Genomic DNA, 24,919 nt, shown 5'->3' with positions numbered 1-24,919 from the left:
CCGCTCACGAACGCGTCGTACGCGGCGTCGCGCACCGCCGGGATGACCCATGGCGGATCTCTCGGCAGTGCGCGCTCCGGGCTTCACCCTAACGCACCGAGCAATCGTTCGGTGGAGGCGTGGGTCACTTGCGGGAGTTGAATGTGCTGTCATCGCCCAGCGTGCGCACGAGATCGGCGAAACCGCCCAGCAGACGTGCGAGTGGGCTGTCCTCGGGCGCGGCGGACCCGCCGGATCCCGACGTGTCGGCGACGACAGGTGAGCGCGCCGAGAACCGCAGGCCCGACGGTGTCCGATTGATCCAGATGAGGACCTCGTCGGGGGAGTAGGAATGACTGCGCAGTACGGTGGCGCGACCGGCGTCGGCCTCCGCGGCGCCCGGGGCGTAGCGGGTGTCGATGAACGAGATCACGAAGCGCGGCGACCCCTGATACCCGATCAGGTCGGCCACGCGCAGGAACGGCAGCGCCGCACCCTGCCGTGAGCGTTTGAGCTCGGCGGTCGACCGGGCGACCGCCTGGTCGAACGTCGGTGAGTCCGACATGTCGAGGCAGAACGGTGCCAGCGCGACGAACCAGCCGAGGGCGGTGAGCCAGCGCGCGTCGTCACGGGTGTGACGCGGCAGGACGCACCGGAACTCCGGGTCGCCGGTGAGGTCGTGGTGGACCATCGCGAACGCCGCCAGGACGCCCGCCGTCAGCGATCCGCCGGCCTCCGAGCACACCGCGGTGAACCGATTCGCGGTCGCGTCGTCGGCGATCATCCCGGACAACGATGGTTGCGCCACCGCGTTCTCGGTGTCGGTGTTGTGGCCGGGTGGGGGTGTCCCGGCCGGTGGGGTACGAAACATCGGCGGCATGTCGCCGTCGCCGGAACGCAGGAATCCCAGCCAGGTGGACACCGCCGGGTGATCGGCACCGGACTGATCGGCCTCCCGCCGTTCGGCGGCACTGAAGTCCACATAACTGCCCACCGGCGGCAGTTCGGGCTCGTGATGGTCGCGCGCGGCGCGGTACAGCGCGGTCAACTCGAACTGCGACATGATCAGCGAGTAGCCGTCCACCAGCGAGTGATCGGCGGCGAACAACAACGTGAACGACGACTCGCGCCCGACGGTGGCGAACATGTACGCGGGCCACTGCAGCGGGGCGGTGGTGCGGTCGAACGCCCCGGCGATCTGCTCGACGAGCGGTCCCGATTCGTTGTACCAACCGATCCGGCCCATCTTCAGCTGCACCGTACCCGGATCGGTGCTCAGCCGGGCCAGCCCGTCGTGGCGGATGATGACGTGACTGCGCAGCACCTCGTGACGGTCGATCCAGCGCCGCAGCGCGGCGCGCAACGCCGGGATGGACAACGGCTCGTCGAACTCGATTGCCACCCCGAGCCACGATTCCCGCCCACCCTCGCGACGGGTGCGCAGACGGTACTCGAACGCCCCGCGCAGATGCTGCTCGTGGTTGTGCGACGTCAGTCGCGGGTCGCGGTGCCAGGCGCCCAGACCGCCGGGCACGAATGGTGTCCACTCGACGAGTCCGCCGGGTTCGATGGGCTCCTCGAGGATCTGGATGAACTTCATCCCGGCTGGGCGGAGCCTGTTTGGGTCCGCACCGCCGCCTTGATCCGGCCGAGCATCCCGGCCATACCGCGCAACCGCAACGGACTCACCGCCGACGCGAGACCGAGATCGTGATAGAAGTCGCCGGGCACCTCCAGGATGGCCGCGGCGGACGCACCGTCGAGACCCTGGCTCAAGATGGAGGCGAACCCGCGGGTCGTCGGGGCCTCGGGCGGCGCGCTGAAATAGAGGCGCACCGCGGCGGCATCTGCGGCATCGACGGACAAGAACACCGGTGACTGACACTCCGGTACCGGCTCCATCGCCTCGACCGCCAACGAGGCAGGCAGTTCCGGCAGCTCGCCGGCGAACTCCAGGAGCAGGGTGACCTTGTCCGAATCGCCCAGTGCCGCAAAGTCATCGACGATCTCGGCGAGGGCTGGGGGAAGACTCATGACGCTTCTGGCCTCAGGAATCGGTGGGCGGATCGCCGGGCTCGTCGCCGACGGAGATCGGTACTCGCACCGCGTTGCCCCACTCGGTCCAGGAGCCGTCGTAGTTGCGGACCGAGGTGAAACCGAGCAGATGGGTCAGGACGAACCAGGTGTGACTCGACCGTTCCCCAATGCGGCAGTAGGCGATCGTCGGGGTGGCGGGATCGAGGCCGGCGTAGACCTCATCGAGTTCGGCACGCGACCGGAACCGGCCGTCGAGGGCGGCGGCCTTGGCCCAGGGGATCGAGACCGCAGTCGGGATGTGGCCGCCGCGCAGCGCTCCCTCTTCGGGATAGTCGGGCATGTGGGTCCGTTCGCCGGTGTACTCCTGCGGCGACCGCACGTCGATCAGCGGTTCGGTGCCCAGCAACTCGCGAACCTCGTGGGCGAAGACCCGGATGTCGGCGTCGTCGCGCTCGACGACGGGGTAATCCGAACGCGGGTACTCCGGAACGTCGAAGGAGGTGTCCCGATCCTCCGACATCCAGGCGTCGCGGCCACCGTCGAGCAGGCGGACGTCGGAGTGACCGAACAGGGTGAACACCCACAGTGCGTAGGCGGCCCACCAGTTGGACTTGTCGCCGTAGATGACGACGGTGTCGTCGCGTTCGATTCCCTTGTCGCGCATGAGCTCCGCGAACTGCTCGCCGTTGATGTAGTCGCGTTCGACCGGATCGTTGAGGTGCAGGTGCCAGTCGATCTTCTGGGCGGTCGGGATGTGGCCGATGTCGTAGAGCAGCACGTCCTCGTCGCTCTCGATGATCTTGAGGCCCTTGGACCCCAGATGCGCCGACAGCCACTGGGTGGTGACGAGCCGCTCGGGGTGCGCATAGGCGGCGAAGGCCGGATTCGGATCGGTCTCAACGCTCAACTGAAGAACCCCTCCCGGGTGATCGTGGATCGGCGGGCACCCACAGTGCCCCGCGCAAAGCCTACCCAGTCGTCTCGGCGCGTGGGTGGCGGCGGCCCGATCGTCGCGTAACCGGCGCCGCATCGGTGCCGGCGACCGGCCCGTGCATCATTCGAACGATGTCGAGATGGTCCGGATCCGGCGCCGGAATTGCTAGATTCATGAGCCATGAAAGCACTGGTCACCGGTCATGTACGACTTCGTGTGCTGGTCGCCCTCGCCGTGACGGTGGTAGGGCTCGCGGCGTGTTCGGGCAACGACGGCCCCACCGCCTCCGATGCGACCTCGTCGGGCACCGGCGGGTCGTCGTCGCGGTCATCGGCGCCGTCGTCGACCCTCGACGGCGACGTGCCCGGCGACTGCACCGAATCGGCGTGTCCGGAGTTGCCGGTGCCGGGTGCCGACCTGATGAGCGGCACCATCACCCGCGCCAACGCCGAGGAGGAGGTGCCCGGCTATCTGACGTCGGTGCTCGACGATCTGGATGCGACGTGGGGTCCGTGGTTCGACGAACTCGGTTGGGGGCAGCCGTATCCGGGCCGGGTGCTCGTCGAATCGGGGCGCTACACCTCCGACTGCGAAGATGAAGACGGCGTGATCGTCGTCGAGCCCGACACCCCGAACGCCTTCTTCTGCCCGCTCGACACCGCCGAGGACGGTGAGGGGCAACGAGTCGAGGGGTCGATCATCCTCCCGGTGGAGACCTTCGTCGGGATCTGGACGGGCGTGTTCCTGGTGGAGGGGCCGCTGGACTCGATCAGCGGTTTCCAGGGGGAGTTCACCGCGGCCACCGTCGTCGCCCACGAGTACGGTCACGCCGTCGTCGATCGCATCCTGACCGCCGGAAACCTCGACCCCGATCAGGAGCCGCGCGGTGAGAACAGCGAACTGATCGCCGACTGCCTGGCCGGGAACTGGGCGGCCACCGTGCTGCGGCGGGATCAACTGTCGGTGGCCGACATCGTGCAGGCCGCCGCACTGCTCCAGAAGATCGGCGACCCGGCACCCGGTGAGGGCCACGGCACCGCGACGCAGCGGATCGCGGCGATCTCGCGTGGTTTCTTCGGGCCGTCGCTGAGTGAGGCACTCGGTCAGGGCGAGCAGGGACAACCCATCGACTGCCTGGGGAAGTACTGGCCGGAACTCTTCGGATAGGGCCTGGGCGAACCGGGGCGCGGTGCGGCGCGATCAGGCGGGGGCGGCCCACAGATCGGTGACGGAGAGGCCGACCCGGCGCAGCAGGTCGCGCACCGTCGGCAGGCCGATGCCGAGCACCGAGGACGGATCGCCGTCGACGCTGTCGACGAACCAGCCGCCGAGCCCGTCGAGGGTGAATCCGCCCGCCACCTCCAGGGGTTCACCCGTCGCGACGTACGCCTCGATCTCGGCGTCGGTGACGGGCGCGAACGAGACGGTGGTCGAGCGGGTGGCGGTGGCCGATGCGGTGACCTCCAGGCCGCGCAGCACGGCCAGGTGATGGCCGGTCAGCAACTGAGCCGAATGCCCGCGGACTTTGTGCCAATGGGCGATTGCCGCCTCCGGCGTGTGTGGTTTGCCGGTCAGACGGCCCCGGAAGAGCAGCATCGAATCGCATGTCAAGACGACGAGATCTTCTCGGGCGGCATCGTCGGCAGTTCGCTCGGTGACCAGGGTGGCGACCACGGCGTCCGCCTTGGCCATCGCCAGACGCGCCACCACGTCATCCGGAGGCGCGCCGACGAGGCTGTCGAGCACCGCATCCTCGTCGACGTCGGACACCAGGACCCGCGGATCGACCCCGGCCTGCCGTAACACCGACAGTCGCGCCGGCGACGCCGATCCGAGGACCACCTGGTACCGCGGGGTATCGGTGGCGCGCTCGGTGCTGCCGGCCGGTTCGCTCACCGGGTCAGTATCGCAAATTGGTGAAGCTGGTCGACGCGCCCCACTGCGGACGCAGACGATCGATCGGGCTACCCCAGTCGTCACGGATGGCGGGAGCGCCGGAGCCGGCGTCGCCGCCACCCGCCGAGGCGAGGACGGCCACCAGCACGGCCACGTCCTCGTCGGTGGGATTGCCGGACACGACCGTCAAAAACGGTGCGCGAGTATCCTTTTCGCCGTCACTATCAGGCCCGGCGTTGGCGCCCTCGGCGGTCACAGCGGGATGTTCCCGTGCTTCTTGGGGGGCAGGGCGACGAACTTGCGCTCGAGCAGGCGCAGTGCCGTGGCCACCTGACCGCGGGTGTGACTCGGCGGGATGACGGCGTCGACATAACCTCGCTCGGCGGCGATGTACGGGTTGACGAGGGTGTCCTCGTACTCCTGCTGCAGTTCCAGACGCAGTGCGTCGACGTCCTCGCCGTTGGCCGCGGCCTCCTTGAGGCGACTCCGATAGACGAAGCCGACCGCACCGGAGGCACCCATCACCGCGATCTGGGCGGTCGGCCAGGCCAGGTTGACGTCGGCGCCCATGTGCTTGGACCCCATCACGTCATATGCGCCGCCGTAGGCCTTGCGGGTGATGATGGTGACCTTGCCGACGGTGGCCTCGCCGTAGGCGTAGAGAAGCTTGGCGCCGCGCCGGATGATGCCGTTGTACTCCTGGTCGGTACCCGGCAGGAAGCCGGGGACGTCGACGAGGGTGACGATCGGGATGTTGAACGCATCGCAGGTGCGGACGAACCGTGCGGCCTTCTCCGAGGCGTTGATGTCGAGGCATCCCGCGAACTGGGTGGGCTGGTTGGCGACGATGCCGACGCTGCGGCCGTCGACCCGGCCGAAGCCCACGAGGATGTTGGTGGCGTACTCGGCCTGGACCTCCAGGAATTCGCCGTCGTCGAGGATTCGTTCGATCACCTGGTGCATGTCGTACGGCTGATTCGGCGAATCCGGGATCAGCGTGTCGAGTTCGAGGTCCTCGTCGGTCAGGGTGTCCTCGATCGACCCGGCGGCGGGGGCCGCGACCGGCAACCGGGGAGCGTCGGCCCGGTTGTTGCTCGGCAGATAGCTCAGCAGGTCCTTGACGTAGTCGAGGGCGTCCTCCTCGTCGGAGGCGACGTAGTGGGCGGTTCCCGACTTGGCCATGTGGGTGTTGGCCCCGCCGAGTGCCTCCATCGTGACGTCCTCGCCGGTGACGGTCTTGATGACGTCCGGGCCGGTGATGAACATCTGGCTGCTCTGATCGACCATCACGACGAAGTCGGTGAGCGCGGGGGAGTAGACGTGCCCGCCCGCGGCCGCCCCGAGGATCAGCGAGATCTGCGGGATGACGCCGGAAGCGCGCACGTTGCGGTGGAAGATCTCGCCGTACAGGCCGAGTGAGACCACGCCCTCCTGGATGCGGGCACCGGCGCCGTCGTTGATGCCGATCAGCGGACGGCCCGTCTTGACCGCAAGATCCATGACCTTGACGATCTTCTCGCCGTAGACCTCGCCGAGGCTGCCGCCGAACACGGTGGAGTCCTGGGAGAAGACGCAGACCTCGCGGCCGTCGATGGTGCCGTATCCGGTGACGACGCCGTCGCCGAGGGGGCGACGCTCGGCGAGCCCGAAGTTGGTGCTGCGGTGGCGGGCCAGCGCATCGAGTTCGACGAAGGAACCGTCGTCGAGGAGATGGAGGATGCGCTCACGCGCGGTCAGCTTGCCGCGCGAGTGGATCTTCTCCACCGCGGCCTCACCCACGGGGTGGGCGGTCTCCTCGAGACGTTGGCGCAGATCGGCGAGTTTCCCGGCCGTCGTGTGGATGTCTGGCGCGGCGCCGGAGTCTGACGAAGCTGTGGTCATGGGAGTCGATGCTAGCGACATATATGTGAGCCACGTCAACCACCCCAATGTGAGTGAATCCTCACGTTTCCGAGCGATCGGTCGGTGACCTGCCACATCGCCCGCGATCCACCCCGTAGGCTCATGTCACATGAGCGACGATGTGTCCGATCCCACTGTGTCTGATCCCACTGGCGCCGATCCCACTGGGTCCGATCCCGCTGGCGCCGATTCCACCGCCACCACCGATCTCCGCACCGCGATCGAGGCCGCGGACCTGTCCGGCAGCGGATGGCACCGCATCGAGGTGGTCGAGTCGACGGGGTCGACCAACGCCGATCTGGCCGCGCGGGCCACCGACGACGACATCGTCGGAACCGTGCGGATCACCACCGATCAGACCGCCGGACGAGGGCGGCGCACCCGCGTGTGGTCGGCACCCGCGGGCGCTCAGATCGCGATCTCGGCGGTGGTGGCCGTCGGGGACAACGCCGACCGGCTGGGCTGGCTGTCGTTGGCCACCGGTATCGCGGCCGCCACCGGCATCGAGAAGGCCACCGGTCTCCGCCCGGTGCTCAAATGGCCCAACGACGTCCTGATCGGGGAGCGGAAAACCGCGGGCATCCTCGCGGAATACGTGAACGGACACGCTGTCGTCGGCATCGGCATCAACACCAACATGAGCGAGTCGGATCTTCCGGTCCCCACCGCCACCAGCCTGCAGGTGGCGACCGGCGCGCCGGTCGACGCCGCAGCCGTCGCCATCGAATACCTGCGTGCGCTCGCCGCGGTGGGATGGCCCGATGGCATCGACGACCTCGCGCGGCAGTACCGGCAGCGGTGCGACACGATCGGCCGGGCGGTGCGCCTGGAACTGCCCGATGGTGAGGTCACCGGCACCGCCCGAGACGTCGACCGGGAAGGCCGGATCGTGATCGAGGCGGCCGACGGGCGCACGGTCACCGCGGCCGCGGGGGACGTGGTGCATCTGCGCGCGCACTGACCCGACCCCGAGCGGCAGTGACCCGACCCCGGGCGAATGCGTTCAGCGTGCCGTGCTGCGGCTCTTGTGACCCATCGCCGGGATCAGGGACAGGACGGGCAGTCCGATCATCAGGTGCATGATCGCGGTACCGAGGCCGACGGAGAACTGTGCCGACAGCACCAGCGGGACCACGACCGCGGCGGCGATGAGCAGACCCACCACCCAGCGATAGAACTGGTCAGGTGATGGCGTGATGATCTGCAGGACATACCAGAGTGCACCGCCGGCCAGGGCCACCAGGAATCCGACGACCGCAAACCACAGCGGATCCTGGGCCACCGGGTTCCACACGCCGAACTGGCCGGCCGCGTTCACCCGGTCGACGATCGCCCGGATGATCCACGCGACCAGCCATGCGGCGAGTCCGGTCACCACGCCGGTCATCACCACACCACCGACGAACATGCCGGGCGAGATATCCGGGCCGACCTTCTTCCGTGGCCGCGCGGGAGCCGGTTGCTGGTATCCGCCCTGGTCGTAGCGGGTCTGGTCGTAAGGGGACGGCTCGCCGCCGGAGGTCGGGTGGTACGACGGATCCTGCTGACTGTAGGCGCGCGACTGGGGTGCGTACCCGGGCTCGTACTTCGCGGTGCGGGGATCGCGGGGATCGCGGTAGGTCATGAGTGCTCCTGCGCCGGTGGTCGCTGTGGTCTGCGTCATTCTACCGGCTGCGCCGGCGGGTCCCGGTGGGTCGACGGTCGCCGGGTGAGAGCGTCCGCGCCACGCCTATGCTTGCTGCCATGGCCTACCCGCGGGAAAACCTGGCCCCCGGTGAGCGGATCGTGCTGCATCGACATCCCCACTGGAAGTGCCTGCTGGGACCGTTTCTGCTGTTCATCCTCGCCACGGCCGTCGCCGGGGTGCTGGCCGGTCTCATCGAGGCGTCGTCATTGGCGTCCATCGGTGCGTTGATCGCCTACCTGGTGGTGGCGGTGCTGTGGGCGGCCGCGGCGATCTGGTTCTTCCTACGCCCGCTGATCTCCTGGAAGACCACGCATTTCGTGCTGACCGATCGTCGGGTGATCTTCCGCAACGGCGTCCTGACCCGCTCCGGCATCGACATCCCGATCCGACGGATCAACACCGTCGAGTTCCGTCACGGTCCGATCGACCGGATACTGCGCACCGGCACCCTCGTCATCGAATCGGCGTCGGACGATCCGCTGTCGTTCGACGACATCCCGCAGGTCGAGAAGGTGCACGCGCTGCTCTACCACGAGGTCCTCGACGTGGCCGATCACGCCGACGACGATTACGACGACGGAGGCGACATGGACGACGACGGAGGAGCCGACGGGGCGGATGTGCGCACTCGAGGGGGACGCCGATGACCGACGTACTGCTCGCCGAGGACGACACCGCGATCGCCGAACCGCTGGCCCGGGCGCTGGCGCGGGAGGGCTACGGATGTGAGGTCGTCGGCACCGGCACGGCGGCCCTGGAACGCGTCGACGAGGGATCGTTCGAGTTGCTGATCCTCGATCTCGGGCTGCCGGAGATGGACGGTCTGGAGGTGTGCCGTCAGGTTCGGGTGCGCCGACCGGAATTGGCGGTCCTGATGCTCACCGCCCGCACCGACGAGGTGGACTTCGTCGTCGGGCTCGACGCCGGCGCCGACGACTACGTCGGTAAACCCTTCCGGCTCGCCGAACTGCTCGCGCGTGTCCGGGCCCTGCTGCGTCGCCGTCAGACCACCGATGACGTCGTCCTCGAGGGTGGGGACCTGCGTCTGGATGCGCGTGCCCGCCGCGTGACGCTGGACGGCACCGACCTGATCCTGGCCAACCGTGAGTTCGACCTGTTGCGATTCTTGATGGAGCGGTCCGGGCAGGTCATCGGGCGTGACGAGATCCTCACCGAGGTGTGGGGTTCGGCGGATCTGCGGTCGTCGAAGACGCTCGACATGCACATCTCCTGGTTGCGCCGCAAGATCGGCGACGACCGCCGCGATCGCCCACGCCACATCGTCACCGTGCGCGGTGTCGGATTCCGGTTCGATCCGTAGCCGTCGTCGGGGTCTGACATGCGTCGCCGGATTCTCTACACCATGGTCGCCATGTTGCTGGCGGTCGGTGCCGCCCTGGGCATCCCGCTGTCGGTGATCGCGTGGTGGTGGGTTGCCGACAACGCCCATCAGACGCTGGACTCCCGGCTGAAATCCATCTCCGATCAGCTCATCCGCACCGACGACGGCCGGGACGCCACCCTCGATCCCCAGCTGCTCGATTCGCCGGCCCTGCGAGCACTGATCCCCGAGGGCGGGCACCTGAAGCTGACGTATGTGACCGCCGACGGTTCCACCGAGGACCGGACGGTCGGGGCGACCTTCGACGGTCCCGCGCTCTCGGACTCGATCGGGCTCGGCGACGCGGGATCCTTGCTGCTGGAGATCCCCGCCGACGACGTCCGCAAGGATCAGCTCGCGGCGGTGGGCATCGTCACCATCGTCGTTGCGTCGTCGCTGGCGGCCGGAACCCTGGTGGCCGCGGTGACCGCCGGGCGCATCGCCGACCCGGTGATCGATCTCGCGGACCGGGCCGCGGCGATGGCACGCGGCGACTTCCGGTCGGCATGGCCGACCTACGGGATCTCCGAACTCGACCGGGTGTCACGCGCCCTCGGCGATGCCAACGCCGAGATCGCGGTGCGACTCGAGCGTGAGGGGGAGATTGTCGGCGACGTCTCGCATCAGTTGCGCAGCCGGCTCACCGCGATCCAGCTCCGTCTCGACGAGCTGTCCCTGCACGACGATCCGGCGGTGGTCAGCGAGGCCGAGGCCGGTCTGGACCAGATCGAACGGCTCTCCGCCGAACTCGATGAGATGGTGGCCGCCTCCCGCGACGATCCCGGCGATCCGCAGGCGGTCGACGTGGGTGAACTGGTGACGACACTGGTCGGCGACTTCCGGGCGGCGTTCGGTGCGGCCGGACGTGAGATCCGGACGGACTTCGACGGGTCCGGTGCGGCACTGAGCGCCCGCCCCGGACGGTTGCGGGAGGCCATCAGTGTGCTCGTCGACAACGCACTCCAGCACGGTGGTGGCACCTGTGAGATCGCCGTCGACGACCTCGCCGGCGACATGATCCGCATCTCCGTCACCGATGAGGGTGCCGGCGTTCCCGACGATCTCTCACAGCTGATCTTCCGTCGGGGATTCTCCGGCGGTAGCGGCAACGGGGTCGGATTGTCACTGGCCCGCGCGCTGGTCGAGGCCGATGGTGGTCGGCTCGAATTGGCGCATCGTCGGCCGCCGGTGTTCCGCATCGTGGTGCCCGCGGCGTCGGGGTGGCACATCGGTGATCCGCGCGTGTCGGCCGATCCCGCATCGTCGGGGTCCGACGGCGCCGAACCGGCTCCCGCGCCCCGCTCACCGATCAGGCGTGACCGAGTTCCTCATCGTTGAGTTCGGCGAGGCTGGGGTGCAGATCGGTGGACCCGGCGTCGCCGCCGCGCAGATTCTCCTCCGGGAAGGCGAACTTGCGCAGTGCCCAGAACCGGAACGCCATCTGCAGCACGTTGCCGATGACGAAGCCGAGGATGAAGTCGACGACGGCCAATTCCAGCGACCCCAGGTTGGATCGCAGGTCGAAGACGTTGTTGGCCAGCCACAACGGTGCCGCCGCCAGGATCACGCCGACGCCGCTGATGATGAAGAACAACAGGGCCTCGTGCGAGCGTTCCCGCCCGCCGCGATTCTTGAAGGCCCATTCGCGGTTGAGGATGTAACTCAGGATGGTCGCCAGAGTTCCGGAGATGATACGGGCGACGACCGGTTTGGGACCGAGCACGGTGAACGTCAGCGTGTAGAAGATCGCGAGGTCGAACACGAACGTGGTGCCACCGACGAGTGCGAACTTGATGAGTTCGTGGTGCTGCATCACCATCCGGCGAACCGGTTCGGGTAGGCGGGCTACCACCTCGTCGATGAAAGGCACAAGACACGAGTGTAAGGCCCCCGTCGATGCCCGCCGCACCGCGGTCGGTCATGCGTCCGACATGCCCGTCATGCCACGATGGTTCGCGTGAGCTCTTCGAAGGACGACCCGACCCCACCGGCGCCGGGCGCCGACCGTGCCGGCCCGAATCCGTCGGGATCGAGCGTCGGGATGCCGACGGTCACCATGATCGGCGGAGGGCAGTTGGCCCGGATGACTCATCAGGCCGCGATCGCGCTCGGCCAGTGCCTGCGGGTTCTGGCCGGCAGCATCGCCGACCCGGCCGCCCAGGTGAGCGCGAATGTGGTGCTCGGTTCCCACGACGACCTCGGCGATCTGCGCCGCGCCGCCGCCGGGGCCGCGGCGGTGACCTTCGATCACGAAGGGGTTCCACTGCAGCATCTGCAGGCGCTCGAAGCCGATGGGATCGCGGTGTTGCCGCCGTCGAAGGCGTTGCGCTTCGCTCAGGACAAGCAGGCGATGCGGGTGCGGCTCTCGCAGCTTGGCCTGCCGGTTCCCGACTTCGCCGACCTGACCGGTGACCCCGACGCGGCACGCGCACTGCTGATCGATTTCGGGGAGCGGCACCGCTGGGCGGTCGTCCTCAAGGCGATCCGCGGCGGATACGACGGTCGTGGCGTGTGGATTCTCGACGACCGCGAGGAGGCGTTGGCGGTGTTCGACGAGCAGGTCGGCGCCGGAGCCGAGCTGATCGTCGAGCAGAAGGTGGCGATGCGCCGGGAATTGTCGGCGATGATCGCCCGATCGCCGTTCGGCCAGGGTGGTGCGTGGCCGGTGGTGGAGACCATTCAGCGCAGGGGCCAATGTGCGGTCGTGCTCGCGCCGGCGCCCGGCCTCGATCCCGACGTCGCCACGGCGGCCCAGCAGATGGCCCTTGGTCTGGCCGATGAGCTCGGCGTCGTCGGCGTGATGGCGATGGAACTGTTCGAGACCGTCGACGGCGGGCTGCTCGTCAACGAGTTGGCGATGCGCCCCCACAACAGCGGTCACTGGACCATGGACGGCGCGGTCACCTCGCAGTTCGAACAGCATCTGCGCGCGGTGCTCGACTATCCGCTGGGGGCGACGACACCACGGGCGCCGATCACCGTGATGGCCAACATCCTCGGCGCCGACGATGCACCGACCATGTCGATGGACGAGCGGCTGCACCACCTGATGGCGCGGATGCCAGACGCCAAGGTGCACTTGTACGGCAAGGGGGAGCGGCCCGACCGCAAGATCGGGCATGTCAATATCGTCGGGGTCGGCGACGAGGATCTCGCATCGGTGCGTGAGCGTGCCGAACGCGCCGCACAGTGGATGTCCACGGCGGTGTGGACCGACGGATGGGAAGGGCACTGATGACCGAGGTGAGCGACACCGACAACCGCGACCAGGCTCCGGCACGGGCGCGGGTCGGCCTGATCATGGGAAGCGATTCCGATTGGCCGACAATGCAACTCGCCGCCGAGGCGCTCGCCGAGTTCGACGTACCGTTTGAGGTCGGGGTGATCTCGGCGCACCGTACGCCCCAGCGCATGCTCGACTACGCGACCGGCGCCGCCGAGGCCGGGATCGAGGTCATCATCGCCGGTGCCGGTGGTGCCGCCCACCTGCCGGGCATGGTGGCGTCGGCGACACCACTGCCGGTGATCGGGGTGCCGGTGCCGTTGCGCACCCTCGACGGACTCGACTCGCTGCTGTCGATCGTGCAGATGCCCGCCGGGGTGCCGGTGGCGACGGTGTCGATCGGCGGCGCACGCAACGCCGGCCTGCTCGCGGTGCGGATCCTGGGCGCGGCGGATCCGGATCTGCGGGCCCGGATGGAGACCTTCCAGCGCAACCTCGAGCAGCTCGTGCTCGACAAGGACACCGCCCTGCGGCAGCAACTGCTCGGCGACTGACCGCCTGCGGAGTTTTCTCCCCGGCTACTGCGCGCCGGTGTCGGCGACGAGGGTGCCGTTCAGTACCCACTCGAAGCCGCGGGCGAACAGCCGGGCACCGCGCGCCACATCCGGCGAATCCGCCGGGATGATCCCGGGTCGGACGAGGCGAAAATGCTTGTCGCGCCGAATGATCGAACATCCCGGGGCGGCCAGGACGTTGCGCACCCAGTCGGTGTCGCGGCCGTAGGCGAGGACGATGGAGATCGTCTCGCCGTCGACCCACGCCAGCACCGGGGTCTCATACCGGCGTCCGGATCGGCGGCCGGTGTGGACGACGACCGCCCACGGGGCCAGGTGCGGCGCCCACCGGCGCTGAATCGGATTGGTGACGTGCTTGTTGATCGTGGCCACGATGGCGGGGACCTGCATGCCACCACTGTGCCGCATCGGGTGGCCGTGGGCGGCGTGACCGGGGATTCGGGGTGCTCGCCGAAGCGCGGCGTGGCCTGCGGACTGGGGCGAGACGCGAAGTCACCGTCCGTCGAGAACCACGGTGGCGTGTTCGGTGCGGATACGCGTGGACTGATCGTTGTCGGGGTGTGCCACCCACACCAGTCCGGCGCCGACCACCAGCGGCGCAAGGAAATTGGCGATGACGCCGTCGGCGGTGTGCCATTCGCGGGTGGACAACACCCGCGATCCGGCGGTGATCCCGGCCGCGCGGGCGGCCGCGGCCGCCGACGCGAGCACCGTCTCGGTGTCGCGGTCGTCGAGGGCGGGCCCCCGGTGGACGGGTCCTGCCATGTGATCGCCGTGGATGCGCACCCGGCTGCCGTAGTCGCCTACCCCGGGCGGCAGTCCGGGAATCGGCAGCGCGAACGGATCGAGTGGCGCGACGATCAGTTCGTCGGCGTCGGGATACCGGTCGATGCGGGCGCGATCGGTGAAGACCGCACGCGGGTCGTCGGCCGCGTCGTCGGACAGGTGCACATGCGCGCCTGCCCACCAGGCGCCGAGCAGGATGCCCGCGGTCTGCCAATGCTCGGGAAGGTCCACCACGATGTCATCCCCGGGGGCCACGCCGATCTCGTCGACGAGAAGGTTGGCGGTCTTGGCCGCCCAGTTTCCCAGTGTCGCCCAACTCAATTCGGTGCGTTCACCGGTGGCGTCATCGTAGAACGTCAACGCGGGACGGCTGTGATCGGCGATCGAGCCGAAAATCGCGGCGGTGATGGTGGTCGTGTCGGTCATCGGTGCTCTCGGCTCAGTTCACACAGGTCGGGCCGTCGGTACCGGCGGTGATCGCCTTGTTGGTACCGGCTGCGTCGGCGGTGGGGGCGGTGGAGGCGTTGCCGACGTCGGACACCGAGCCCACTCCGCCGTAGGTGTTGGTGAGGTCGGCACGCAGTTCGTGGTCGCCGAGTGAGGTGTCGACCTTCACCGGCAGTCCACCGAGGTCCTTGGCGAGTAGTAGGGCGCCGGCGTCGTCGGCGGCCTTCGCATAGACCGCCGAATCGCGCTCGTCGGTGGGTGTGCTCGATACCTTTCCGGCCTGATAGCCCTTGCCGGTCAGGATGCCCGACACATTGGCGCCGAGGCCGTCGACGGTGCCGGCATTGTTCACGTCGACGGTGTACTCGCCGCGGCCGGTGTTGCGTGACGGATCGAGCAGGGAGTTGGTGAACGAGCGCACCTTGGCCGGGTCGACGGTGACGACGCTCTGCTGACCGTCGTCGCTCCAGCCGTGATCATCGAGGACGGGGATCGTCGCGAACTTCACGCGACCACCGGAGAGGTCCTTGAGTTGTTCGGCGAAGGTCAGCACATCCCAGTCGTCGTCGATGATCACCGATCGAGAGACCGCGTTCTGCAGTTCGGCGAGCTTGGACGGATCGGCGAGGGTGCCCGCAGACAAGATCTTCTGGGTCAGCGACGCCATGTAGGCCTGCTGCCGGGTGATCCGGTCGAGATCGCCGCGCGGCAGATCGTGACGCTGACGCACGAAGCTCAGTGCCTGCGGTCCGTTGAGGGTCTGACGGCCGGCCCGGAACCGGGCACCGGAGAAGGGTTCGTTCACCGCGTCCTTGAGGCAGACGTCGACCCCGCCGACCGCCTTGGTGAGCAGCACGAATCCGAGCAGTCCGACCTCGGCGTAGTGGTCGACCTGGACGCCGGTCAGATTGGCGACGGTGTCGATGAGTGCCTTGCGTCCGGCCTGGGTGCCCTCCTTCTCCGCCTGCGCCTCGGGGGTACCGGCCTCGACTGCGCGGCGCCGGACACCCTCACGGGTCGTGCCGTAGGCGGCGTTGATCTTGCTCATCCCGATCCCGGGGACATCGACGTAGGAGTCGCGCGGAATCGAGATGGCGGTCGCCGACGAACCGTCGTTGGGCACCCGGATCAGCAGGATGGTGTCGGTGTTGGTGGCCACGTCGTCACCGGAGCGCAACCAGCGCAGTTCCTCGGCCGAGAGCGGATTGCCCTTCGCGTCGGTGCGGGAGTCGGTGCCGACCAGCAGGATGTCGGTGGCACCGTCGTCGGGACCACCGAGCGCCAGACCGCCGAGGCGGGTGATGTCGGAGTCCAGCGAGTTGATGCTGTTCCAGGCGTACCCGGTGCACAGCAGGACCGTGACCGACAGCAGGGCGATCAGACCGCGGGCGGCCGCGCGGCCACCGCGGAAACCCGAGAGGCGAGCCCACCCGCGCGGCGGCGTGGGGGGCGGTGCGGCGGGTGAGTCGGTGTCGGGGTCGGCGGGCGGGATCTCCGGGTCGATGAGAGCGGTCGGGCGGGTCGGCTCGTCGACGCCGGCGTGGGTAGTGGAGTTCTTGTGCGGCTTGGCCTTTCGGGGCCGGGGAGGTGCCTGATCCGCCCGGTCGGGCCGCGGGTGTGCCGGCTTCTTCCGTGGTCGGGTACCCGCGTCTCGACCGCCCGGACGGGCCTCGGTGGTGGCCGTCGGGTCGTCGCCGGCGGGCCGCGGCGGTCGTCGCTTGCGCGGGCGGGGCGACTCGGGGGTCGCCGTGCGGGTGTGGATCTCACCCGAGGTGCGCTGTCGGGGGCCGCGTTCGGTGTCGGTGGGGGCCGGTCGGCGCCGACGGCGGGCATCGGGCTCGCCGGGCCGTCGGTCGGGGCGGTCGCCGTCGTGCCGACCGGCCGCCTCGGGCGGGCGGGGCCGTCGACGCCGCGCACCGTCCGGGCGGTCGGCGGGTTCGGCCCGGTGGGTCGGGTCGGGCCGTCCGGTCGCCTCCGGTGCGGGTCGGCGGGGTGACTCACCGGCGCGGCGTGGGCGGGCGGCCGTCGCGTCTGCCGAGGCCGTCCGCGAGCGTCGGGGACGAGCCGCGTCACCGCGTGGGGCGGCGTCGGGCCGTCGACGGACGTCGTCGGGGCGGGAGTCCACGTGTGGGCGGTCCTTTTCGTTCGCGGTGACCACAGTCGGCATCGGCTGAGACGCATGCGCACTGTCGTTACTCGAGTGTCTGACGGTTCTGGTGTGGTTTGCCTTCGCCGAGACTACTGAAGATGACCGCGAAGTCGACGGTGCAACGCCGATGCGTCGTGAGAGGTGTGACCCCGGGCGAGGTGCGGACCCCAGCGGTGGCCGCCGGTGGCCGCTGCGGGCAGACTGTCCGCGTGCACGATGACGCCGACGCCGCGACACCAATGGGAACGCCGCAGGGAACATCACCGGGCGCGATCTGGATTCTCGGGGCCGCCGGGCAACTCGGTACCGCGTTGCGCACTCGTGCACCCGACGGTGTCGAGATCCGCGCCCTGACCTCGGCCGACATCGACCTGGCCGACCCGGACTCGGTGGCCTCGGTACTCGCGGCGCTGCGGGCCGGCGACGTCGTGCTGAACACGGCCGCCTACACCGCCGTCGATGCGGCCGAATCCGACGCCGACGCGGCGTGGGCGGTCAATGCGGTGGCACCCGGCCTGCTCGCGGACGCCATCGCAGCGGCGAACGCGTGGCTGATCCACGTGTCCACCGACTACGTGTTCGGCGACGCGGTGGCCGGCACCGCCGCACCAGGGGCCGTGCAGCGCCCGATGCGCACCACGCCGTACGAACCCGGCGACGACGCGGACTCGCTGCCACCGGCCACCGTCTACGGCGCGAGCAAACTCGCCGGTGAACGCGCCGCCCTGGCCGCCGACCCGACCGCGACGATCGTCCGCACCGCCTGGGTGTACACCGGCGGTCCCGAGAGCCCCGATTTCGTCGGGACGATGCGCCGACTCGAGCGGTCCCGCGACACGATCACCGTCGTCGACGACCAGAAAGGGTCGCCCACCTATGCCGTCGACCTTGCCGACGGGCTGTGGGAACTCGTTGCCGGCGGTCGCCGGCCGCCGGTGGCCGGGAAGATCCTGCATGCCACCAACACCGGTGCGGCCACCTGGTACGACGTCGCGCGGGAGGTGTTCACCCTGGTGGGTGCCGACCCGGACCGGGTGCGGCCCTGCAGCACCGACGACTTCCCGCGCCCGGCGCCCCGGCCGGCGTATTCGGTGCTGTCCGCCCGGGCGTGGGAACGCGCGGGTCTGACACCGCTGCGCGAGTGGTCCGCGGCGGTGAGGGCCGCGGTGACCTCTACCACAGGTTCCGGGTAACCCGCGCAGCCGGTGTGACGTGCGGCGGCCGCCCGCTACGCTGACCCGGTGACGTCGAAGCTGGCCGTGGTGACCGTGACCTATTGGTCCGGTGATCACCTGCACGCCTTTCTCAAGAGCCTCACCCATGCGACGTCCACGCTGCCGCCGGTGATCATCGCCGACAACGGATCGGGCGACGGGGCACCCGAGGCCGCCGAACGCGAACACGCCAACGTCACCCTGATCCACACCGGCGGCAACATTGGCTACGGCGGGGCGATCAACCGGGCAGTGGCCGCGATCGACGACGACGTCGAGTTCATCGTCATCGCCAACCCCGACGTGGAATGGTCGCCGGGGGCGATCGACGAACTCGTCGCGGCGGCCGCGCGCTGGCCACGGGCGGGTTCGCTCGGGCCGCTGATCCGCGACCCGGATGGCTCGGTCTACCCGTCGGCCCGCCGCGTTCCCGACCTGGTGTCGGGCACCGGACACGCCCTGCTGGGCGGGATCTGGAAGTCCAATCCGTGGACCGCCGCCTACCGGGCCGATGACATCGAACCCGGCGAGCGTCCCGTCGGCTGGCTCTCCGGATCGTGTCTGTTGGTGCGGCGCAACGCTTTTGATGCGATCTCCGGATTCGATGAGCGCTACTTCATGTACATGGAGGACGTCGATCTCGGTGACCGGCTGGGCCGAGCCGGGTGGCTCAACGTCTACGTCCCCGGCGCCGAGGTCGTCCACGCCAAGGGGCACAGCGCCGACAAACGCCCCGAGACGATGCTGCCCGCGCACCATCGCAGTGCCTACCGTTTTCAGGCCGACCGCCACCCCGGCGTGTGGCGTGCGCCGCTCCGCTGGGGGCTGCGAGCGGGCCTGGCCGTCCGATCGGCGCTCGCCGTGCGGGCGGCACGCTCCGACTCCACCCGTGTTCAATCCCGTGCCGACCAACCCCCTGCGGAGAGGAAATCCCCATGACGTATTTCGCGGTCAACAACCCGACGCCGGTGCCGGGTGCGGTACCCGATGTCGACATGTCCGACGTCCAGGCGGTCATCCTGGTGGGCGGCAAGGGCACGCGGTTGCGTCCCCTGACGCTCTCGGCGCCCAAACCGATGCTGCCGGTGGCCGGTCTGCCGTTCCTGACGCACATGCTCTCCCGCATCCGGGCCGCCGGTATCCGCGACGTCATCCTGGGAACCTCGTTCAAGGCGCAGACCTTCTCCGAGTACTACGGGGACGGATCGAAACTGGACCTGCAGATCCGCTACGTCACCGAGGAGGAACCGCTCGGTACCGGTGGTGGTATCCGTAACGTCCTCGACGAGCTCACCGCGTCGACCATCGTGGTGTTCAACGGTGATGTCCTCGGCGGCACCGACATCCGCCATGTCGTGGCCACCCATCGTGAGGCGCAGGCCGACGTCACCCTGCATCTGGTGCGGGTGTCCGACCCCCGTGCCTTCGGCTCGGTCCCCACCGACGACACCGGGCGGGTCACGGCGTTCCTGGAGAAGACCCAGGACCCGCCGACCGACCAGATCAACGCCGGAACCTACGTGTTCAGCCGCTCGGTGATCGAGGAGATCCCCGCCGGTCGCGAGGTCTCGGTGGAACGCGAGGTGTTTCCGTCGCTGCTGGCCGAGGGCCGCCACATCCACGCCTACGTCGACAACAGCTACTGGCGTGACATGGGCACCCCGGAGGACTTCGTGCGCGGATCGGCCGACCTCGTCCGCGGCATCGCCCCGTCGCCGGCACTCGGCGATCGTCACGGTGAATCGCTGGTGCACGAGGGGGCCGGCATCGCCCCGGGAGCACTCCTGATCGGCGGGAGCGTCGTGGGCCGCGGGGCGGAGATCGGGCCGCGGGCACGTCTGGACGGCGCGGTGATCTTCGACGGTGCGGTCATCGAAGCCGGCGCGGTCGTCGAACGCAGCATCGTCGGGTTCGGCGCACGGATCGGGCCGCGGGCCCTGGTGCGGGACACGGTGATCGGTGACGGCGCCGACGTCGGCGCCCGCTGTGAACTGCTCCGCGGTGCGCGGGTCTGGCCCGGGGTGCAACTGCCCGACGGTGGGGTCCGCTTCTCGACCGACGTCTGAGCGGTCGGTTTCCCGAGATCCCGATGGTCCGGGACCGGGCGTCGTCCTCAGCGGGCCTTGGCTGCGGCCAGCACGCCCGGACCGAGAGGGATCACCACCGGCAGGAGGCGGTCGTCGTCGGCGACCAGCAGGGCGGCCTCGCGGGCGGCGCTGGTCATCGGATCGGTGCGGGCCGGGTCTGCGACCGCCCCGCCGGCGGCGGCGTCGTGGATCACCAGGGCCCCGCCCGGGCGCAGCATCCGGATCGACTCGTTGACGAAACGCGGCAGGTCGAGGCGCGGTCCGTCGATGAAGACCAGGTCGTAGGAGTTGTCGGACAGGCGGGGCAACACCTCACGCGGTGTGCCGTTGATCAGTCGGGTACGTCCGGGTGCTATGTCGCCGCCGGCAAACGATGCGCGTGCCGCACGGTGATGTTCGAGTTCCGGATCGATGGTGGTGAGCACGCCGTCGGCGGCCATCCCGGCCAACAGCCACAGGCCGCTCACCCCGGTCCCGGTGCCGATCTCGGCGACGGCGCGTGCGTCGACGAGACGCGCCAGCATCGCCAGGAGTGCTCCGACCGCCGGACTGACCGGTTCGGTGCCGAGTTCGGCCGCACGAAGACGGGCCGCGGCGAGGGCGTCGTCCTCGACGATGGCCGACTCGGCGTAGTCGATGAGTGCCATCCGCGGGTCGCTCGGCTGTGTACCGGTCATTCTCCCCAGGTTAGACACGCCCCGCCCGACCGACGCCGGGGCACGCCCGAATGTGGGGGACTTACGGGTGGGACCATCCGAAAGTCCGTCCGCTCCGACTTCCTCAGTGAACACTCAGCCGCATCATACGACGACCACACTGCGGTAGGAGAGGCTGAGATCACCGCGCCGGACGCTGCGGGAATAAGGTGGGCGTCGCAACGGTTCGGCATGGTGAATATCACCCACGAGTGCCACTGGTGTTGCGAGAAGGGGACCGGCCACACACGATGACCACATTCCAGGCGACCGACCATGAGGACTCCTCGGCCGCGGCCGTCGACACCGAATCCGCGGGAATAGCCTTGGGCGGGTCCACGGGATCGGATGCCGGTGTGCCCGGTGGAACCGCGGGATTCGATGCCACCGGAAATGACATGTTCATGCCGTCATGGGATGAACTGGTCCGCGAGCACGCCGATCGCGTGTACCGGCTGGCCTACCGGCTGTCGGGAAACCAGCACGACGCCGAGGACCTCACCCAGGAGACCTTCATCCGGGTGTTCCGCTCGTTGTCGAACTATCGCCCCGGCACGTTCGAGGGCTGGTTGCACCGCATCACCACCAACCTGTTCCTGGACATGGTCCGGCGTCGCAGCAAGATCCGCATGGAAGCCCTGCCCGAGGAGTACGACCGGGTACCCGCCGACACGCCCGATCCGCAGCAGGTCTACGCCGATGCATACCTCGACGCGGATCTGCAGGCGGCACTCGATTCGCTGAGCCCCGAGTTCCGGGCCGCGGTGGTCCTGTGTGACATCGAAGGCCTGTCCTATGAGGAGATCGCCGCCACCCTGGGCGTCAAACTGGGGACGGTGCGCAGTCGAATCCACCGCGGCAGACAGACGATTCGTGATCACCTCCTCGCCAACGGTCACGTCGATCGGCGGTCGGTCGCCGTCGGCAATCCGGGTCATTGACCCGTGTCGGGATTGCCGGATCGGGAACCCCGGGCTCTCCTGAATCGTTGGCGAATTCGGTAGGCTGGGTGACCGCCAGGCCCTTCGGGGGCGCGGTACCACGCAGACCTGACAGCAACAGACCTGACGGGAAGGGGTGAAAGAGGGCGATGATGGACGGCCAGCGACGGCAACCCGGCCCGGGTGAATGGCCCGGCGGCGATGGATCCGGAACCGGACAGCCCGACCTTCCCGCGAATCTGCGTCGTCGGCGGTCCTGGGGGCCGTCCGCGTGGGCTCCGGCGGCGTCGTCGTTCGCTCCCGTGCGTCGTCCCGCCGCACCCCGAGAGCGCCGTTTCGCTCCCACCCAGCACCTCGCCCCCGAGGCCGTCGCGGCATTCGTCGACGGCGAGCTCGGGATGACCGCCCAGATGCGGGCGACCCACCATCTGGCCATGTGCCACGAATGCGTCGCCGCCGTCGACGCACAGGCCGCCGCCCGCACCCGGTTGCGGTCGTCGGGGACCATGGCGATCCCGTCGGGCCTGCTCGGGCAACTGAGCCAGATCCCGACCCGGGAGTTCGACATGAGCGCCGAGGGCGCCCCCGCACTCGACGAGCGCCGCCCCGGCCGGCCGGATGCGGCCCACAATCCCGGGGCGCACAATCCTGGGGCGCACAATCCCTCGACCGGCCACCGTGGCGGGCCGCCGATGTCACCGTCCGGCGAGGCGGTGTCGGTTCCCGCGCCGCCGATGACCCGGGGTCGAATCCAGCGTTGGCGGAGCCGCTGACACGTGGCCTCTGATCAACACGGTCCGGGTGAGGACACCCGGACGGGCGTCCCTGCCGGTGACCATTCCCCCGGTGACCGATCCGACCTCTCACCCGTCGCCGAGACACCGAATTCGGCAAGCGATCCCGGACGTCCGGCCGACTCCGCGGCTGCGGGATCCGAGCGCTCTGTGGCAGCGACATCCGGGCCCAGTCCGTGGTCGGAGCCGAACTCCGCCGATGCGAGCGGGCCTCGCCCCGCCGCTGCGACGCAGCCGCCGCGACACGCCCCGGTATCACCGGCCACTGCCGCGATCTTCGGCCGCCCGAACGGCGTCGCGGGATCGTTCGCGGCCGGCCGGGACCGCGACCGGAAGCCACAGCCGCAGGTCGCCGCACCCGATCCGGTGCTGGCCGAGGCCTTCGGCCGACCGGACGGCAGCGCCGAGACGCTCCAACGTGACCCACTCGCCTCCTTCGGGGAGCCCGCCGAGCCGGAGTCGCCGCCGGACCCGTGGCGCAATCCCGACAGTCCCGTCGTCCTCGACGGACCCGCGGTCGCCGCCGCCACGTCGCCGACGCCGACCGTGGCCGGCCCCACACTGGGCCTCCGCGACGTGCTGTTCGGGCGCCGGGTGGCGTGGCATGCACTCGCCACCCTTGCGGTGATCGCCCTGCTCATCGGCGTCGTCGGTGGCCTGATGGGTCGCTTCACCGCCGAGGTCGCCGCACCGCTGAACAGCGACACCGTCGAATTGTCCACCGGCGACGACGGCGGCCAGGCCCCGCGGTCGGATGTCGCCGCGGTCGCGCAGTCGGTGGAGAAGTCGGTGGTCGCCATCGACGTGCGACTCAGCGACGGCTCGGCAACCGGCTCTGGATTCGTGATCGACCGGGAGGGCTACATCCTCACCAACAACCACGTGGTGTCACTGGCCGCATCGGATCGCAACGCGAAACTCGAGGTGGTGTTCTTCGACCGCAATCGGGTTCCCGCCCGCATCGCCGGCCGGGATCCCCGCACCGATCTCGCGGTCCTCAAGGTGGACAACGTCGCGAACCTGACCGTCGCGCAGCTCGGGAACTCCGACGACCTGCAGATCGGTGAGGGCGTCGTCGCCTTCGGGTCGCCGCTGGGACTGGACCGCACGGTCACCACCGGCATCGTGAGCGCATTGCACCGCGCGGTGCCCTTGCGTCCGGATGCCGAATCCGACACCGACGCGGTGATCGACGCCATCCAGACCGACGCCGCGATCAACCCGGGCAACTCGGGTGGCCCGCTGGTGAACATGCGCTCCCAGGTGGTCGGGATCAACACCGCGATCCGATCCGGCAGTGGCGGTTCGGTGGGACTCGGATTCGCGATCCCCATCGACGACGCCGTCCCGATCGCGCAGGCACTGATCCGCGACGGCAAGGTGAACCACCCGCAGATCGGGGTCAACGCGAGTTCGGTACGCAACGATCGCGTCCTGGGCGCGGAGGTCCGCAACGTCGTCGCCGGCGGTCCCGCCGACCGCGCCGGGGTCCGCGAGAACGACGTCATCGTGTCGTTCAACGGTCGGTCCATCGAGAGCGCCGATGAATTGACGGTCGCGGTGCGAACGGCGAAGATCGGTGAACCGGTGAAGTTCACCTACTGGCGGGACGGGCGCACGTTCGACGGCACCATCACGCCCGGCAGCGACTGACAGCTCGCGGGATCGGAGAAGCGTCATGTTCGACAGCGTGGGCTGGGGAGAGATCTTCATCCTCATCGCGGCTGCGCTGGTGATCCTCGGCCCCGAACGGCTGCCCGGCGCCATCAGCTGGACGATGCAGTCGGTCCGCAAGGCGCGCGACTACGCCACCGGCGCCACCGACAGCCTCAAGAACGAACTCGGCACCGACTTCGACGACCTGCGCAAGCCCCTCGCCGATCTGAACGAGCTGCGCGGGATGACACCCCGATCACTGGTCACCAAACACCTCTTGAACGGCGACGAGTCGGTGTTCTCCACATTCGACAGCGTCGGGTCGACCCTGCGTTCGGCGACCGAACCGCCCACCATCAAGCCGGTGTCCAAGGCGATGCCGGCGGGGCCGGAATCCGCCACGCCGACCACACCGTCGCCCTCATCGGCCTCGCCCTCATTGGACTCCGGCGCCCCGGCATCGGATTCCGGTCATGCGACGGCGCGGGGCAATCGCAGCGTCACCGATTGGGACGCAACCTGATTCGTCGGCCGAG

The 24,919-nt window shown here is 69.2% G+C and carries 26 protein-coding genes; 14 read left to right on the top strand and 12 right to left on the bottom strand.

Annotated elements, in window-relative coordinates; genetic code table 11:
- Positions 1-124: 124 nt before the first annotated feature.
- From ABLE94_RS07925 to ABLE94_RS07915, 3 genes are read right to left on the bottom strand one after another with little or no spacing between them, the layout of a single operon-like run.
- Positions 125-1,579 carry a condensation domain-containing protein gene (locus tag ABLE94_RS07925; protein WP_348802542.1) on the bottom strand — a complete coding sequence of 485 codons (1,455 nt, stop codon included), beginning with the start codon at positions 1,577-1,579 and terminating at the stop codon, positions 125-127.
- Positions 1,576-2,013, bottom strand: a complete 438-nt coding sequence (locus tag ABLE94_RS07920) for a SufE family protein (RefSeq protein WP_348802541.1) — start codon at positions 2,011-2,013, stop codon at positions 1,576-1,578. The genes ABLE94_RS07925 and ABLE94_RS07920 overlap by 4 nt, the downstream gene beginning before the upstream one ends.
- 13 nt (positions 2,014-2,026) lie before the next feature.
- A complete protein-coding gene (locus tag ABLE94_RS07915) occupies positions 2,027-2,923 on the bottom strand; it encodes a sulfurtransferase (RefSeq protein WP_348802540.1) in 897 nt (298 codons plus the stop codon).
- A gap of 207 nt (positions 2,924-3,130) precedes the next feature.
- On the opposite strand from ABLE94_RS07915, the gene ABLE94_RS07910 reads away from it, so the two are divergent.
- A complete protein-coding gene (locus ABLE94_RS07910) occupies positions 3,131-4,117 on the top strand; it encodes a neutral zinc metallopeptidase (RefSeq protein ID WP_348802539.1) in 987 nt (328 codons plus the stop codon).
- Positions 4,118-4,150: 33 nt separating this feature from the next.
- Here ABLE94_RS07910 and ABLE94_RS07905 read toward each other — a convergent pair whose 3' ends face one another.
- Genes ABLE94_RS07905 through ABLE94_RS07895 form a run of 3 tightly spaced genes read right to left on the bottom strand, consistent with a single transcriptional unit; the run spans position 4,151 to position 6,727 of the window.
- A complete protein-coding gene (locus tag ABLE94_RS07905) occupies positions 4,151-4,846 on the bottom strand; it encodes a Maf family protein (protein WP_348808512.1) in 696 nt (231 codons plus the stop codon).
- Between the two features lie 4 nt (positions 4,847-4,850).
- Complete coding sequence (locus tag ABLE94_RS07900; RefSeq protein ID WP_348808511.1) at positions 4,851-5,102, bottom strand: acyl-CoA carboxylase subunit epsilon; 252 nt, start codon at positions 5,100-5,102, stop codon at positions 4,851-4,853.
- Entirely contained in the window at positions 5,099-6,727 is a 1,629-nt protein-coding gene (locus ABLE94_RS07895) for an acyl-CoA carboxylase subunit beta (RefSeq protein ID WP_348808510.1), read from the bottom strand. Before ABLE94_RS07895 ends, ABLE94_RS07900 begins: the two co-directional genes overlap by 4 nt.
- A gap of 130 nt (positions 6,728-6,857) precedes the next feature.
- Between ABLE94_RS07895 and ABLE94_RS07890 the strand changes: the two genes are divergently transcribed.
- Positions 6,858-7,709, top strand: a complete 852-nt coding sequence (locus ABLE94_RS07890; protein WP_348802536.1) for a biotin--[acetyl-CoA-carboxylase] ligase — start codon at positions 6,858-6,860, stop codon at positions 7,707-7,709.
- Between the two features lie 42 nt (positions 7,710-7,751).
- Here the strand turns inward: ABLE94_RS07890 and ABLE94_RS07885 are convergent, their stop codons facing one another.
- On the bottom strand, positions 7,752-8,372 hold the full coding sequence (locus ABLE94_RS07885) for a DUF6069 family protein (RefSeq protein ID WP_348803184.1): 621 nt from the start codon (positions 8,370-8,372) through the stop codon (positions 7,752-7,754).
- Between the two features lie 119 nt (positions 8,373-8,491).
- Here ABLE94_RS07885 and ABLE94_RS07880 point away from each other — a divergent pair, with 119 nt between their 5' ends.
- From ABLE94_RS07880 to ABLE94_RS07870, 3 genes are read left to right on the top strand one after another with little or no spacing between them, the layout of a single operon-like run.
- Positions 8,492-9,082 carry a PH domain-containing protein gene (locus ABLE94_RS07880; RefSeq protein ID WP_348802535.1) on the top strand — a complete coding sequence of 197 codons (591 nt, stop codon included), beginning with the start codon at positions 8,492-8,494 and terminating at the stop codon, positions 9,080-9,082.
- Positions 9,079-9,756 (top strand): response regulator transcription factor, encoded by a 678-nt coding sequence (locus ABLE94_RS07875; protein ID WP_348802534.1) that lies wholly within the window; start codon positions 9,079-9,081, stop codon positions 9,754-9,756. Before ABLE94_RS07880 ends, ABLE94_RS07875 begins: the two co-directional genes overlap by 4 nt.
- An 18-nt stretch (positions 9,757-9,774) precedes the next feature.
- Entirely contained in the window at positions 9,775-11,154 is a 1,380-nt protein-coding gene (locus ABLE94_RS07870) for a HAMP domain-containing sensor histidine kinase (protein ID WP_348802533.1), read from the top strand.
- On the opposite strand, the gene ABLE94_RS07865 is transcribed toward ABLE94_RS07870, so the two are convergent.
- Positions 11,126-11,686 (bottom strand): GtrA family protein, encoded by a 561-nt coding sequence (locus tag ABLE94_RS07865; RefSeq protein WP_348802532.1) that lies wholly within the window; start codon positions 11,684-11,686, stop codon positions 11,126-11,128. The two genes, ABLE94_RS07870 and ABLE94_RS07865, sit on opposite strands and share 29 nt — an antisense overlap.
- A gap of 78 nt (positions 11,687-11,764) precedes the next feature.
- On the opposite strand from ABLE94_RS07865, the gene ABLE94_RS07860 reads away from it, so the two are divergent.
- Both ABLE94_RS07860 and purE read left to right on the top strand, forming a co-directional pair.
- The gene (locus ABLE94_RS07860) at positions 11,765-13,051 is read left to right on the top strand and encodes a 5-(carboxyamino)imidazole ribonucleotide synthase (protein ID WP_425476162.1); all 1,287 of its coding nucleotides are present in this window, start codon (positions 11,765-11,767) and stop codon (positions 13,049-13,051) included.
- Positions 13,051-13,593: a 5-(carboxyamino)imidazole ribonucleotide mutase gene (gene purE / locus ABLE94_RS07855; RefSeq protein ID WP_348802530.1), complete on the top strand. Its 543-nt coding sequence runs from the start codon at positions 13,051-13,053 to the stop codon at positions 13,591-13,593. Before ABLE94_RS07860 ends, purE begins: the two co-directional genes overlap by 1 nt.
- 24 nt (positions 13,594-13,617) lie before the next feature.
- Here purE and ABLE94_RS07850 read toward each other — a convergent pair whose 3' ends face one another.
- The 3 genes from ABLE94_RS07850 to ABLE94_RS07840 all read right to left on the bottom strand — a co-directional run bounded on the left by ABLE94_RS07850 (position 13,618) and on the right by ABLE94_RS07840 (position 16,972).
- Positions 13,618-14,004 (bottom strand): nitroreductase family deazaflavin-dependent oxidoreductase, encoded by a 387-nt coding sequence (locus ABLE94_RS07850; RefSeq protein WP_348802529.1) that lies wholly within the window; start codon positions 14,002-14,004, stop codon positions 13,618-13,620.
- Positions 14,005-14,106: 102 nt separating this feature from the next.
- Positions 14,107-14,826 (bottom strand): TIGR03089 family protein, encoded by a 720-nt coding sequence (locus ABLE94_RS07845; protein WP_348802528.1) that lies wholly within the window; start codon positions 14,824-14,826, stop codon positions 14,107-14,109.
- 13 nt (positions 14,827-14,839) lie between these two features.
- Complete coding sequence (locus ABLE94_RS07840; RefSeq protein ID WP_348808509.1) at positions 14,840-16,972, bottom strand: LCP family protein; 2,133 nt, start codon at positions 16,970-16,972, stop codon at positions 14,840-14,842.
- Between the two features lie 263 nt (positions 16,973-17,235).
- On the opposite strand from ABLE94_RS07840, the gene rfbD reads away from it, so the two are divergent.
- The 3 genes from rfbD to manB are packed head-to-tail and all read left to right on the top strand — an operon-like array spanning position 17,236 to position 20,276.
- On the top strand, positions 17,236-18,189 hold the full coding sequence (gene rfbD / locus ABLE94_RS07835) for a dTDP-4-dehydrorhamnose reductase (RefSeq protein WP_348808619.1): 954 nt from the start codon (positions 17,236-17,238) through the stop codon (positions 18,187-18,189).
- A gap of 48 nt (positions 18,190-18,237) precedes the next feature.
- Positions 18,238-19,149, top strand: coding sequence for a glycosyltransferase family 2 protein (locus ABLE94_RS07830; protein WP_348808508.1), 912 nt, complete (start codon positions 18,238-18,240; stop codon positions 19,147-19,149).
- 56 nt (positions 19,150-19,205) lie between these two features.
- Positions 19,206-20,276, top strand: coding sequence for a mannose-1-phosphate guanylyltransferase (gene manB / locus ABLE94_RS07825; protein ID WP_348808618.1), 1,071 nt, complete (start codon positions 19,206-19,208; stop codon positions 20,274-20,276).
- A gap of 47 nt (positions 20,277-20,323) precedes the next feature.
- Here manB and ABLE94_RS07820 read toward each other — a convergent pair whose 3' ends face one another.
- Positions 20,324-20,974, bottom strand: a complete 651-nt coding sequence (locus tag ABLE94_RS07820; RefSeq protein ID WP_348808507.1) for an O-methyltransferase — start codon at positions 20,972-20,974, stop codon at positions 20,324-20,326.
- A gap of 269 nt (positions 20,975-21,243) precedes the next feature.
- Here ABLE94_RS07820 and sigE point away from each other — a divergent pair, with 269 nt between their 5' ends.
- The 4 genes from sigE (at position 21,244) to tatB (ending at position 24,906) form a co-directional block, all read left to right on the top strand.
- Entirely contained in the window at positions 21,244-21,933 is a 690-nt protein-coding gene (gene sigE / locus ABLE94_RS07815; protein ID WP_348808506.1) for an RNA polymerase sigma factor SigE, read from the top strand.
- 149 nt (positions 21,934-22,082) lie between these two features.
- Entirely contained in the window at positions 22,083-22,706 is a 624-nt protein-coding gene (locus ABLE94_RS07810; protein WP_348808505.1) for a zf-HC2 domain-containing protein, read from the top strand.
- 171 nt (positions 22,707-22,877) lie between these two features.
- Positions 22,878-24,380 carry a S1C family serine protease gene (locus ABLE94_RS07805; protein WP_348808504.1) on the top strand — a complete coding sequence of 501 codons (1,503 nt, stop codon included), beginning with the start codon at positions 22,878-22,880 and terminating at the stop codon, positions 24,378-24,380.
- 25 nt (positions 24,381-24,405) lie between these two features.
- Complete coding sequence (gene tatB, locus ABLE94_RS07800) at positions 24,406-24,906, top strand: Sec-independent protein translocase protein TatB (RefSeq protein WP_348808503.1); 501 nt, start codon at positions 24,406-24,408, stop codon at positions 24,904-24,906.
- The last annotated feature ends 13 nt before the right edge of the window (positions 24,907-24,919 follow it).

It is taken from the genome of Gordonia sp. VNK1 (assembly GCF_040049135.1).
In the GTDB taxonomy this organism is placed as follows: domain Bacteria; phylum Actinomycetota; class Actinomycetes; order Mycobacteriales; family Mycobacteriaceae; genus Gordonia; species Gordonia oleivorans.
This window is presented reverse-complemented; position numbering and strand designations above follow the sequence as displayed.